Source organism: Klebsiella sp. K5-45 (assembly GCF_030128605.1).
Taxonomy (GTDB): domain Bacteria; phylum Pseudomonadota; class Gammaproteobacteria; order Enterobacterales; family Enterobacteriaceae; genus Klebsiella; species Klebsiella quasipneumoniae.
Window position 1 is genome coordinate 36,950 of sequence record NZ_JAKUZW010000007.1, and the last position, 13,067, is coordinate 50,016.

12 protein-coding genes are annotated in these 13,067 nt (G+C 58.1%); 2 read left to right on the plus strand and 10 right to left on the minus strand.

Going from position 1 to position 13,067, the window contains the following annotated elements:
- The first annotated feature begins 196 nt into the window (after positions 1–196).
- Together MKS11_RS15815 and MKS11_RS15820 are read left to right on the plus strand one after the other, a co-directional pair.
- A complete protein-coding gene (locus MKS11_RS15815; protein ID WP_087771783.1) occupies positions 197–1,099 on the plus strand; it encodes an Rpn family recombination-promoting nuclease/putative transposase in 903 nt (300 codons plus the stop codon).
- Positions 1,100–1,258: 159 nt separating this feature from the next.
- A complete protein-coding gene (locus tag MKS11_RS15820) occupies positions 1,259–2,629 on the plus strand; it encodes an NAD-dependent succinate-semialdehyde dehydrogenase (protein ID WP_043522346.1) in 1,371 nt (456 codons plus the stop codon).
- A gap of 48 nt (positions 2,630–2,677) precedes the next feature.
- Here MKS11_RS15820 and MKS11_RS15825 read toward each other — a convergent pair whose 3' ends face one another.
- From MKS11_RS15825 to hpaI, 10 genes are all read right to left on the minus strand, one after another.
- On the minus strand, positions 2,678–2,998 hold the full coding sequence (locus tag MKS11_RS15825; RefSeq protein WP_101865633.1) for a hypothetical protein: 321 nt from the start codon (positions 2,996–2,998) through the stop codon (positions 2,678–2,680).
- The gene (locus MKS11_RS15830) at positions 2,998–3,543 is read right to left on the minus strand and encodes a YfaZ family outer membrane protein (RefSeq protein WP_004204167.1); all 546 of its coding nucleotides are present in this window, start codon (positions 3,541–3,543) and stop codon (positions 2,998–3,000) included. The genes MKS11_RS15825 and MKS11_RS15830 overlap by 1 nt, the downstream gene beginning before the upstream one ends.
- 392 nt (positions 3,544–3,935) lie before the next feature.
- Positions 3,936–4,892 carry a GTPase gene (gene yjiA / locus MKS11_RS15835; RefSeq protein WP_004204169.1) on the minus strand — a complete coding sequence of 319 codons (957 nt, stop codon included), beginning with the start codon at positions 4,890–4,892 and terminating at the stop codon, positions 3,936–3,938.
- 11 nt (positions 4,893–4,903) lie between these two features.
- Positions 4,904–5,107, minus strand: a complete 204-nt coding sequence (locus MKS11_RS15840; RefSeq protein WP_004204171.1) for a YbdD/YjiX family protein — start codon at positions 5,105–5,107, stop codon at positions 4,904–4,906.
- 110 nt (positions 5,108–5,217) lie between these two features.
- Positions 5,218–7,368: a carbon starvation CstA family protein gene (locus MKS11_RS15845; RefSeq protein ID WP_004204173.1), complete on the minus strand. Its 2,151-nt coding sequence runs from the start codon at positions 7,366–7,368 to the stop codon at positions 5,218–5,220.
- A gap of 295 nt (positions 7,369–7,663) precedes the next feature.
- Positions 7,664–8,176 carry a 4-hydroxyphenylacetate 3-monooxygenase reductase subunit gene (locus MKS11_RS15850; protein ID WP_017899127.1) on the minus strand — a complete coding sequence of 171 codons (513 nt, stop codon included), beginning with the start codon at positions 8,174–8,176 and terminating at the stop codon, positions 7,664–7,666.
- A gap of 19 nt (positions 8,177–8,195) precedes the next feature.
- Positions 8,196–9,758: a 4-hydroxyphenylacetate 3-monooxygenase, oxygenase component gene (gene hpaB / locus MKS11_RS15855; protein WP_002887473.1), complete on the minus strand. Its 1,563-nt coding sequence runs from the start codon at positions 9,756–9,758 to the stop codon at positions 8,196–8,198.
- Positions 9,759–9,981: 223 nt separating this feature from the next.
- On the minus strand, positions 9,982–10,872 hold the full coding sequence (gene hpaA, locus MKS11_RS15860) for a 4-hydroxyphenylacetate catabolism regulatory protein HpaA (protein WP_004204176.1): 891 nt from the start codon (positions 10,870–10,872) through the stop codon (positions 9,982–9,984).
- A gap of 9 nt (positions 10,873–10,881) precedes the next feature.
- Positions 10,882–12,240: a 4-hydroxyphenylacetate permease gene (gene hpaX / locus MKS11_RS15865; protein ID WP_004204177.1), complete on the minus strand. Its 1,359-nt coding sequence runs from the start codon at positions 12,238–12,240 to the stop codon at positions 10,882–10,884.
- Between the two features lie 21 nt (positions 12,241–12,261).
- The gene (gene hpaI / locus MKS11_RS15870; RefSeq protein ID WP_017899125.1) at positions 12,262–13,059 is read right to left on the minus strand and encodes a 4-hydroxy-2-oxoheptanedioate aldolase; all 798 of its coding nucleotides are present in this window, start codon (positions 13,057–13,059) and stop codon (positions 12,262–12,264) included.
- Between the last annotated feature and the right edge of the window lie 8 nt (positions 13,060–13,067).

Sequence of the window (13,067 nt, forward strand, 5' to 3'; positions counted from 1 at the left end):
GGGATAAATCGTTTATAGCATGCTGCGCCGAGGCTGTCGCCCGCCGGGATTTGCGTACCGCGTCGAAAAAGGATGTCGCGCTTGCAGTCCGGGGAAATATGTTTTCGTCGCGGAACGTAAAACTCCGGTTTCCGGGGTGTCAGCGACATTCATGGGAGGTAGAGTCCCTGCAGGATAAGCAGGCAGGGATGAGCCGATGGCAAAGGGCACCACCTCGACGCCGCATGATGCGGTGTTTAAACAGTTTCTCACTCAGGCCGACATCGCGCGTGATTTCCTGGCGATCCATCTACCGCCTGCGCTGCGTCAGCGCTGCGACCTCGATACCTTACAGCTGGAGTCGGCAAGCTTTATCGAGGAGAGCCTGCGGGCCTGGTACTCCGATGTGCTGTGGTCACTCAAAACCGCGTCTGGCGAGGGCTACATTTATGTGGTTATCGAACATCAGAGCTCGCCGGATGCGCAGATGGCCTTCCGCCTGATGCGCTACGCCATCGCCGCGATGCAGCGCCATCTGGATAGCGGTCATACCAGACTGCCGCTGGTGGTGCCGATGTTGTTCTATCACGGAGCGACCACGCCATACCCGTGGTCGCTCAACTGGCTGGACTGCTTTGCCGATCCACCGCTGGCGTGGGAGCTTTATGCCTCGCCCTTTCCGCTGGTGGATATCACGGTGATCCCCGACGATGAGATCGTTCGTCACCGGCGCGTGGCATTACTCGAGCTGATACAGAAGCATATTCGCCAGCGCGATTTAATGGGGATTGTTGAGCAACTGACGACGATTTTACTTAGCGGTGACGCTAATGACAGGCAGATAAAAACGCTGTTTAATTATCTGCTGCACACTGGCAACGCGCGCCGCTTTGGCCGGTTTATCCACAAAGTGGCACAACGGGTTCCTCAGCACAGGGAGAGATTGATGACCATCGCCGAACGATTACAGGAAGTGTGGCGCAGAAAAGGCAAGCGTGAAGGACAGCATGCCGAGGCGCTGCGCATTGCCCAGAGGATGCTGGCCGACGGCATTGCCCGCGAGACGGTGGTGAAAATCACCGGCCTGACCGCCGATGAGGTCGCCGCGCTGGCGCATTGATAACGCCTTGGCGGCCTGACGGTCGCCCCGGTTAGCCATCGTTATGGAATATTCCGGATATACCTAACTTTACCCGCATCGCCAGCCATCTCGACTACCCTTAATATCCTTAACGGCATTTTTGACTGCCTTTATAGCGATAACAAGGAGACATGCGATATGGCCTATCAGACGGTGAATCCTGCGAACAATCAGCTTATTAAAACGTACCCGGCGCACAGCGATGCGGACGTGGAGGCGGCGCTGCGGCAGGCGGATGCGCTCTATCATTCGGCCTGGGCGAAAGGCGATATTGAACCGCGCCTGGCGGTGCTGCATAAGCTGGCGGATCTGATCGACAGCCGGGTGGAAGATCTGGCGAAAATCGCCAGCCAGGAGATGGGGAAACTCATTAAGCAGAGCCGCGGCGAAGTGAAACTGTGCGCGCAAATCGCCCGCTATTACGCCGATAACGCCAAATCGATGCTGGCGCCGGTGAAGTATCCCTCCGAACTGGGTGAAGCCTGGGTTGAGCACCACCCCATTGGCGTCTTACTGGCGGTGGAACCGTGGAACTTCCCCTATTACCAGCTGATGCGCGTCCTGGCGCCAAACCTGGCGGCCGGTAACCCGGTTATCGCCAAACACGCCAGCATCGTACCGCACTGCGCGGAGACCTTTGCCCATCTGGTGCGCGAGGCCGGCGCACCGGAAGGGGCGTGGACCAATCTGTTTATCTCTCAGGATCAGGTGGCGAAGATTATCGCCGACGACCGTGTGCAGGGCGCGGCGCTGACCGGGTCGGAAAAAGCCGGCAGCGTGGTGGCGGCGCAGGCGGCGAAGCATATTAAGAAATCGACCCTGGAACTCGGCGGCAACGATGTGTTTGTGGTGCTCGACGATGCCGACCTCGATCGCGCGGTGAAAATCGGCGTCCAGGCGCGGCTGAATAACGCCGGACAGGTGTGTACTGCCGCCAAGCGGTTTATCCTGCATGAGAACATCGCTGAGTCGTTTCTGACGAAATTTAGCGAGGCGTTTCGCCAGGTAAAAATAGGCGATCCGCTGGATGAAGGCACCACGCTGGGGCCGCTCTCCTCTAAAGATGCGCTGGAAACCTTGAGCAAGCAGGTGGACGAGGCGGTCAAAAACGGCGCCACGCTGCATCTGGGCGGCAAAGCGGTGGCGCGGGAAGGCAACTTCTTTGAACCCACTATCCTGACCGGTATCACCCGTGACAACCCGGCGTACTTCGAAGAGTTCTTTGGCCCGGTGGCGCAGATCTATGTGGTGAAAAACGATGAGGAGGCGATTGCGCTTGCCAATGATTCTCACTATGGCCTGGGCGGCGCGGTGTTCAGTCAGGACATCGAACGCGCCAAACGGATGGCATCCGCCATTGAAACCGGGATGGTCTATATCAACTGGCTGACCGATACCGCGCCCGAACTGCCGTTTGGCGGCGTGAAGCGTTCCGGTTATGGCCGGGAGCTCTCCGATCTCGGGATCAAAGAGTTCGTGAACCAGAAGCTGGTGGTGGTGCGCCGCTAGGCCGGTCATAAAAAAACCTGCCATCCGGCAGGTTTTTTTATAATAGATTTATTGCACTTCGACTTTATCCCAGCCGCTTTTGAACATACAGCTGTCGACTAAGGTCTCCCGCTGATATTCATTCGCGTCTTCTACCGTATAACTTGTTTCAACATCCTGTTTCTTTTGCTTTTTGTCCGTTTTTTCTGAACTGGACCCGGTCACCACGTTATCCGGCGGGAGATCGACCAGGGCCTGCGCTTCACATTCGGTGAGCTTTTTATGCATCTCGGCATCGCTTAAACCCGGCTTCACCCAGGTATACTGAGTGCAGCCGGTCAGCAGCAACGCCAGGCTCAGCGCAGAGAGCGCGGCGAGACATGATTTCATCAGAAAGTAACCCCGCCGCCCACGTAGGCGCCGTCAATCAGGGTGTGGTTTGGGCGGCCCTCTTTGCCGTCAACGCTGACGTGACGGTAACCCACTTTCAGGGTTAGTGGACCAACCGGGGACCAGCTCACGCCGCCGTTCGCCTCAACATAGTTTTTCACGCTGTTGTTCAGGCCGTCGGGCGCGACATACCCTTCGCCAAATACGTGGATGCTGTCGGTCAGGGCCACGTTCACCCCGCCGCCGACCGGAAACGCGACGCCGTTATCGCCTTTTTTCGGTCCCAGATAGATAGCTTTCGCGCCAGCGTTGAGCATCACCGGGCCCACTTCCAGATTGTAACCCGCGCCAACGCCGCCGGTCTGGCTACCGTCATCGGTATTCTTCAGCCAGTGGCTTTCGGCATACAGGCCGGAAGAGGATTTACCCATTTCCATATTCAGGTTGGTAAAATTCTTACCTTGTTCAACGGTAAACCCCATTGCCATGGCGGAACCAGAGACCGCGGTCAGGGCAGCAACAATAAGGATGTTAAGCTTTTTCATGGTTTGCTCCTCGTCATTAAATTTGTCTGAGGGCACCTTAACAATCGATGTTTACCTCTGCAAATGTGACTTACGTCGATTTTTTATGCTGGTTTTGTCAGCGGTGTGTTTTGATAATGTTGTAAAGACGTTGGGTTACGGCGAGGTCAATCATGAAATTTGGTCTGTTTAGCAGAGGTTTAATGGGTGAGCTAAACAGAAACTGAACAGGGCGGGCATTAATTATTAAGGATCCTATTCATTTAGTTTCTTATTATTTCCAAAAGTGTTTCTACTGTTACTTATAAAAACGTTGATTTACATTTTTCGACGCGATGACGACGTTTTGTTCCTGTCTTTGACGATGTGCGGTGAGAGAAGGGGGCCTGCGCCTTAGCGCGCAGGCGGGTAGGTTAGCGTCGTAACCCGGCAAACGCCGCGCGAATTTCCTCTTCCGGCAACTGAATGCCGATAAACACCAGCGTGCTGTGCGGCGTTTCATCGCCCCACGGGCGATCCCAGTCGGCGCTGTAGAGGCGCTGCACGCCCTGGAACAGCAGCCGATTCGGCTCGCCGTCGATCCACAGCATCCCTTTATAGCGCATCAATTGCTCGGCGAAGGAGAGCAGCAGGTTTTCCATTACCCGTGATACCTCGCTGATATCCACCGGGTAATCCATCTCAACCACGATTGATGACACGTCGTTTTGCTTCTCGGCCATAAAGTGGAAACGCGGTGTGCTGTTAACGACCTTCTCTTCCAGCATAAAGCCGCTGGTGTTAAACAGCTGGCTTAGATCGATATCGCCATGAATGACGGTATAAATCGGCGCCCGGGCATTGATGCGCGCCAGGCGTTCGCGCAGCTTTTCGGTATCGCCGGCTACATCAGTTTTGGTCAGCAAAATGCGGTCCGCGTAGCCCACCTGCGACTGGGCGATGGTGAACTGATCCATCTGCTGGTCGGCATGGACCGCATCCACCAGGGCGATCACGCCATCCAGCAGATAGCGCTCGCAAAGCACCTCATGGGAGAAAAAGGTCTGGATAATCGGCCCCGGGTCGGCCATGCCGGTGCACTCAATCACCAGCCGGTCAAACTCGATTTCGCCGCGATCGCGGCTGTCGAGAAGATCGAGCAGGGCGTCTTCCAGTTCGTTGGAGCGCGTACAGCAGATGCAGCCGTTGGTCAGGGTTTTGATCTGCGTGGCGCGGTCGCCGATCAGCTGATCGTCAACGGAGACTTCGCCAAATTCATTTTCAATCACGGCGATTTTGAAACCGTGCTGCTCATTCAGGATATGGCGCAGGAGGGTGGTTTTTCCTGCGCCGAGAAAACCGGTGAGTAGGGTGACTGCAATCGGTGCCATTATTGCCTCCATTAACAGCAGCGTACGCCGCCTTTGCCGTCGCCGCCGTAGCGGGCCTGCTGGCGTTCGCGGAAGAATTCTTCATAAGTCATGTACGGCTGATCCGGATGGTTGGTTTGCATATGGGCGACGTAGTTGTCGTAATCCGGAATGCCAATCAGCATTTTCGCCGCCTGACCGAGATATTTTTTAGCCTGACCTAAGTTACCAAACATTGTAAGTTCCAGATAACGAATAAAGCCGGATGGCGACTCGCGCCTTATCCGGCCTACGTTAATGCGCTTGTTTGTAGGCCGGATAAACGTAGCGCTATCCGGCATCAGAGTTAATGATGTGACGAGGTCTTCACACCGCCTTCCGGTACCGGCACGTACGGGGTCTCTTTGTCGGTGCGCACCTTATTGTTGCGCACGTTGAGCCAGGTTTTGATGCCGTAGAAGATGATGCTGTACACCACCACCAGGAACAGGATACTCAGCCCGGCGTTGGTGTAGTTGTTGACCACGATATGATTCATGTTGGCAATCTGCTGCGCGGTCAGCTCGCCGCCGGCAGCAATCTTCTCTTTATACTGCTGAGCCATAAAGAAGAAGCCTTCCATCTGCGGGTTGGTGCTGAACAGCTTCAGGCCCAGCGCCCAGGTGGTGCACAGCAGCAGCCACGCAGCCGGGATCACGGTGACCCAGATATATTTGGTGCGCTGCATTTTGACCAGCACCACGGTGCCAAGCACCAGCGCTACGGCGGCCAGCATCTGGTTAGAAATACCGAACAGTGGCCACAGGCTCTTCACGCCGCCCAGCGGGTCGACCACGCCCTGATACAGCAGGTAGCCCCACAGCCCGACGCAGCCCGCGGTACCGATAATCCCGGCGACCAGCGAGTCGGTTTTTTTCAGGAACGGCACGAAGTTACCCAGCAGATCCTGCAGCATAAAGCGGCCTGCGCGGGTACCGGCATCCAGCGCGGTGAGGATAAACAGCGCTTCAAACAGGATACCAAAGTGGTACCAGAAGCCCATATCCGCCATCGGGATGATTTTATGGAACACGTGGGCGATACCGACGGCCAGCGTCGGCGCGCCGCCGGCGCGGTTCAGTACCGAAGGTTCGCCGATATCTTTCGCCGTCTGCAGGATCTGCTCAGGTGAAATCACGAAGCCCCAGGAGCTGACGGTCGCCGCCGCGTGAACGGTCACTTCTTTCAGCTGCGCGGCGATCATCGCCGCGTTTTCACCGCCCATTTCGTGCAGGTTCGGCATGACGATGCCAAGGCCCGCCGGCGGGGTGTTCATCGCGAAGTAGAGACCCGGTTCGATAATCGATGCCGCGACCAGCGCCATGATGGCCACGAAAGATTCCATCAGCATCGCGCCATAGCCGATAAAGCGGGCATCGGTTTCGTTGGCCAGCAGCTTCGGCGTGGTGCCGGAGGCGATCAGCGCGTGGAAGCCGGAGACCGCGCCGCAGGCGATAGTGATAAACAGGAACGGGAACAGGGCGCCTTTCCACAGCGGGCCGGTGCCATCAATGTACTGGGTCACTGCCGGCATTTTCAGGTCCGGGTTGAGGATAACGATCCCCAGCGCCAGGCCGACGATAACGCCGATTTTCAGGAAAGTAGCCAGATAGTCACGCGGCGCCAGAATCAGCCATACCGGCAGCAGGGCGGAGATAAACGCGTAGCCAATCAGGGTAAAGGTGATGGTGGTGTCTTTAAAGGTCAGCGCCGGGCCCCAGTAGGGGTCGTGGGCAATGATGCCGCCAAACCAGATAGACGCCACCAGCAGCACGATACCGATAACCGAGACTTCACCCACGCGGCCAGGGCGCAGGAAGCGCATATAAATACCCATAAACAGCGCGATAGGCACCGTCGAGCAGACGGTAAAGACGCCCCACGGGCTCTCCGCCAGCGCTTTCACTACGATCAGCGCTAGCACCGCGAGGATGATGATCATAATCAGGAAGCAGCCGAACAGGGCGATAGAGCCCGGAACCGGCCCCATCTCCTGCTTGATCATCTCGCCCAGCGAGGCGCCGTTACGCCGCGAGGAGATAAACAGCACCATAAAGTCCTGTACTGCCCCCGCCAGCACCACGCCGGCCAGCAGCCAGAGGGTGCCAGGCAGATAGCCCATCTGCGCGGCAAGCACCGGGCCCACCAGCGGGCCGGCGCCGGCAATGGCGGCGAAGTGGTGGCCAAACAGCACGTAGCGGTTGGTCGGCACATAGTTCAGGCCATCGTTATTAATGACCGCCGGCGTCGAGCGCGTCGGGTCAAGCTTCATCACCTTCTGCGCGATATACAGGCTGTAATACCGGTAGGCGACGAGGTACACGGAAACCGACGCCACGACGATCCACAGGGCACTGACGTGCTCACCGCGGCGCAGGGCGACGACTGAGAGGCAAAATGCCCCGATGATTCCGAGAATCACCCAGGGTATGTGCTTGAGTAGTTTTTTGGTATCCATAGTAAAACCTGGCGTTAATTAGATGAATAATTGGCCGAAGCCGTCTGGTTTTAAGTAAGGGTTAATGGAGGTATTGATTAGCTAGGCTGGCTTCGATCTTGCCAGAACGACGCGCGCGTAAAGTTGGGTAAATCGGTGAGTGGTTGTATAGGGGGTTAAGCGGTTACTGGAGGGGGTAAGCGGTTGGCTAGGAAGTGAACAGGGCTGGATTATGTGATTGTGATCACAGGAGATTGTGGCCTGCGACTCTGTTGGTTAACGCTCCTCCCCAACCGGGGAGGAGCAGGCGAGGCCATTACACCGCGACTTCCATGTCCATCATCACCGGGTGGAAACGGCGTTTAAAGTAAATCAGGCCGTGGCCTTGCGGGCTCAGGGTAATATTGCGGATCTCCACCAGATATACCAGGTGGGTACCGATGGTTTGCACCTGGCTAATCTCGCCTTCGAGACTGGCCAGCGAGCCCTTCAGCACCGGCTGCCCGAGCGCGCCGTGCTGCCAGCCGCTGAGGGCAAACCGCTCTTCCATCGTCACCCCGGTCATCCCGGCGAAATGACGGGCCATGATTTCCTGTTCGTGGTTCAGCACGTTGATGCACAACTTGCCGTTGCCCTGAAACACCGGGTTCATCGCGCTGTTGGCGTTGATACACACCATCACCGATGGCGGCGTATCCGTCACCGAGCACACCGCCGTGGCGGTAATCCCGCAGCGGCCGGCTTCGCCTGCGGTAGTGACCACATTCACCGCCGCCGACAGGCTGGCCATGGCATCGCGAAAACGCAGGCGTTGTTCATCTAATTGCATTATGACCTCCCGCTGCGAATTACTTCAGCAGCTTATCCAACATGTTGATATCAGCGTTATTGTGCAGATGCGGCACCGTCCAGCCGTTCTGGTCGTACTCGGACAGGCAGCGGTCGACCATCGCCATCATCTTGTCCATATTGCCGGAGCTCTGCGCCTGGCGCAGACACTGCAGGCGAATCTCATCCTGGCTACCGGAGTAGTTGATTTCATACAGCTCGTGGCGGCCGCCGAATTCGCTGCCGATGGCGTCCCACATCAGTTTGAGGATCTTGATGCGTTCAACGTGATCCATACCGTTGGAGCCGCGCACGTACTTCGCCAGATACTGGTCGATCTGCGGGTTGTTCAGATCGCGGGCGCTGGACGGCAGATAAATCAGGCCGCTGGTGACGTTGCGCTCGATGATGTTTTTGATCTTGGCGTAGGCCATCGGGGCCATCACGCGATAGGTCTGCAGCGCGGCGTGATCCGGCAGCCATGCGCCGTTGACCCACGGCGTCGCTTCCGAGCACATGGAATCGCTTAACGCCCAGAACATGTTGCGCCACGCCACAACTTCGCCAAGGTCGGCCTGCACACCGCGGAATTCGAGGGTACCGGTACATTCCAGAGAACGCTTCAGCAGGGCGGTGATAAAGTCCAGTTTCACCGCCAGGCGCACGCAGGCCTGCAGCGGATACATGCGGGCGAAACCGCCCTCCATGGTCCAGCGACGGCAGCGGTCAAAGTCGCGGTAAATCAGCACGTTCTCCCAGGGGATCAGCACTTTATCCATGACCAAAATCGCGTCGTTCTCGTCGAAACGGCTGGAGAGCGGATAGTCGTACGGGGACCCGGTCGCGCCGGCGACCATCTCATAGGAGGCGCGGGAGATAAGCTTCACCCCTTCGGCATCCATCGGCGCGACGAACATCAGCGCGAAGTCCGGGTTCTCGCCCATCACCTGTGCGGAGCCGAAGCCGATCATGTTGTAGTGGGTCAGCGCCGAGTTGGTGGCGACTACTTTCGCGCCGCTGACGATGATCCCGGCATCGGTCTCTTTTTCCAGCTTGATGTAGACATCCTTCACTTCATCAGCCGGCTTGTGGCGGTCGATCGGCGGGTTGACGATCGCATGGTTAAAGTACAGGCCGGTTTCCTGAATGCGGGTGTACCAGTTGCGGGCGTTCTGCTCGAACTGGCCGTAAAACGCCGGGTTGGCGCCCAGCGCGCAGCCGAAGGCGGCTTTGTAGTCCGGGGTGCGGCCCATCCAGCCGTAGCTTAAGCGTGACCACTCGGCGATGGCGTCGCGCTGCTGGCGCAGATCGTCGGCGCTTTTCGCCACGCGGAAGAATTTATGGGTGTAGCCGCCGCTGCCGGTATCGGTGCCCCAGCACAGGGAATCCTGCATCTCCGGTTTGTGCAGCGCATCGTACAGTTGCGCGACAGAAGCCGCGGCGTTACGGAAGGCCGGGTGGGTGGTGACATCCTTCACGCGCTCGCCGTAGATATAAATTTCGCGGCCATCCTGCAGGCTTTTTAAATATTCTTCGCCAGTTAACGGGCGTTTCGCGTCGGCGCGGAAATCTTCAGGTTTCATAGGGGCCTCTTCAGTATTTATCGGAAAATAATGTTAAATATATGTTTTGTTTTTGTTGTTTAATTGAAGCGGTTATTGCGCTTGTCGTGAAGGGACGTTTGCGACAACGACGGGTACTTTTCAGGCGGGAGTGAATTTTGTGATCTCTGCAGCTTTTGCCGGCTGGCGCGGCGCTGACCCGACCTGTGGGCCATCGTCCGGCAGGCGCAGCGCCAGCGGGGACTTACGATACCGGTACTTTTTGCGCCCGGTAGCTGCTGGGCGAGCAGCCGACCTGGCGGCTAAAAAAGCGCGCAAAATAAGCGGGATCTTTAAACCCCAGCTGCCAGGCTATCTCATTAACCGCGCTATCGGAAAACAACAGCAGCCGCTTCGCCTCGCGTAGCTGGCGGTCGAATATCAGCCGCTTCGGCGAACGGTTGGCAAAGCGGCGACAGATATCGGTCAGCCGCGATTCGGTCAGGTGTAGCTCCCTGGCGTAATCCGGTACCGTCCAGTGCTGATGGTAGTGGCTGTCGATCATCTGGTTAAAGCGCTGGAATAGCTTCAGCTCGCCGCGCATGCCGCTGGCAGCGTGATCGTCGAGCTTTGCGTTACGCAATAGCAGGGTAAAGACCGCCTGCGCCAGCAGCGCCAGGGTATGCTCGCGCCCCGGCAACTGGGCGGTAGATTCCCGGCGAATCAGCTGCCAGTAGTGCGCCAGCGCCGCCAGCTCGTCGGGTTTATCCGCCAGCGACAGGCAGATCCCCGGCAGGCCGAAGGTCTCCCGCGTGCCGGGATAAAGCACCTCCAGCAGCGGCCAGATGAGTTCTTCGTGCACCGTCAACACGTGACCATCGCTATCGGACTCGGTAATAAAGGCGTGCGGCACCGAAGGCGGCGTTATCACAAACAGCGGCGCCTGCACCGAGTAGCGATGGTCATCAAGCTGCAGCTCAATCTGCCCGGTATCAAGAAAGTGCATCTGAAAATAGCGGTCGTGGCGATGCGCCTGCATGTCGCGGCCAAAAAAGGCCGCCATACGGGCAAACGACTGATAGTGCACCTCTTCGGTACCCAGGCTCTCGTCGTAATCTTTATTGATGTCGATGTTGGCGATGGAATGCTGACACATACCCGCTCCTTAGTGGCCTTTTTGCGCCGCTAAGCCCGGCGCGGCGGCGGCGTCCTCACGCTGGCTCATTGGAATGCGGGTGAGCACCAGCGCGCCGACGATCAGCAGTCCGGCGACAAACCACAGCCCGGAGCTAAAGCTGCCGGTGGTATCACGCAAAATGCCGATCAACAGCGGGCTGACGGCAGAGCCGACGTTGCCGATGGCGTTGATCACCGCCAGCGCCACCGCGCGCGACTGCAGGCTGATCACCCGATCCGGGGTGGTCCAGAAAATGGCCATCGCGGTAAAGGATCCCACCGAAGCCATAATAATGCCGATCAGCTGGATCAGGCTGTGGTGCGTTGCCGAAGCCAGCAGCCAACCCGCCGCGGCGAACAGGTAGGGCAGGATGGTATGCATCTTGCGCTCTTTGCGCCGGTCGGAGCGGCGACTCCACCAGATCATGCCGAAAATGGTGCAGAACTGCGGGATCGCCGCCAGCAGGCCAATCATGATGTTGCTACTGCCGGTGTTGAAGCTCTGCAGGATCTGCGGCGTCCAGATATTAATGGCGCTGAGGGTATTGGTCAGGCAGAAGTAGGCCAGGGTATACATCAGCACCGCTGGCGTCAGGACTTCGCGCAGCGTGGAACGCGGCGAAGCCGGGACGATCGCCGCATGTTCCCGTTCGCGATCGATCATCGCCTTCAGCGCCTGTTTCTCTTCGTTATCCAGCCAGTTGGCTTTATCCGGCGTGTCGTTGAGGAAGAACCAGGTGACGACGCCAAGCACCACCGATGGCAGGCCTTCCAGCAGAAACAGCCACTGCCAGCCCTTCAGGTTCCACAGGCCGTCGAGCGCCAGAATATAGCCGGAAAGTATCGAGCCGAGCATCATCGTCACCGGCATGGCGATCATAAACAGGGCGTTGGCGCGGGCGCGATGGTAGGCCGGGAACCACCAGGTCAGATAGACGAGGATCCCTGGTAGGAAACCAGCCTCGGCGATGCCGACCAGCATGCGCAGGATGTACAGCGTATGCGGGCTGGTGGCGAACATGGTACAGGTCGAGGCGATCCCCCAGACCACCATGATCCCGGCGATCCAACGGCGCGCGCCAACTTTCGCCAGCATGATATTGCTGGGGATCCCGCACAGCACGTAGGTGACGTAGAACAGCGTCGCCGCCAGGCCGAACATGGTGGAGGTCAGACCGAGGTCTTTGCCCATCGTCAGGCCGGCGAAGCCGATATTAATGCGGTCCAAAAATGAGAAAACAAAGAGAACGAACAGGAAGGTGATCAGGCGGCGGAACAGCTTTTTGATCACCCGGTTTTCTACTTCAACGGATTTATTATCATTGTGTTGCAGGGTAGAGGTAGTCATGTTGCGCTCCACATTATCCGTTCAATAGACGGATTTATTGTTATCGGTTGTGGTCGTTGCGGTGTGGGTAAACCGGGCCGCCAGCGCTTCTGCGCCGCGGGCCAGCAGGGTGGTATCGACGCCGACGGCGACGAACAGCGCGCCCAGTTCGAGATAGCGCTTCGCCAGCTGTTCATTGGCCATCAGGATCCCCGGCGCTTTACCGGCCTGACGGATTTGCTGGATGGCATCTTCAATGGCGGCCTGTACTTCCGGGTGCTGCGGATTGCCGCCGTGACCCATATCGGCGCTGAGGTCCGCCGGGCCGATAAACACCCCGTCCACCCCGTCGACATCGAGGATCTGCGGCAGATTTTTCAGCGCTTCACGGGTCTCAATCTGTACCAGGACGCACATGGCGTCGTTGGCCTGGTGGAGATAATCCGGCACGCGGTTCCAGCGTGAGGCGCGGGCCAGCGCGCTGCCGACGCCGCGCATGCCGGCGGGCGGGTAGCGAGTGGCTCTGACCGCCAGCCGCGCTTCGTCGGCGTTCTGCACCATCGGCACCAGCAGGGTTTGCGCGCCGATATCCAATAGCTGTTTGATCTGCACCGGGTCGTTCCACGATGGGCGGACTACCGGCTGGCTAGGGTAGGGCGCGATGGCCTGAAGCTGGGTTAGCACCGTTTGTACATTGTTGGGCGCGTGTTCGCCGTCGATCAGCAGCCAGTCGAAGCCGGCGCCAGCCAGCAGTTCGGCGCTGTAGCTACTGCACAGCCCAAGCCACAGGCCGATTTGCGGACGCCCGGCCTTGAGCGCCGCTTTAAAAGCGTTGTTCATGTTGCTCT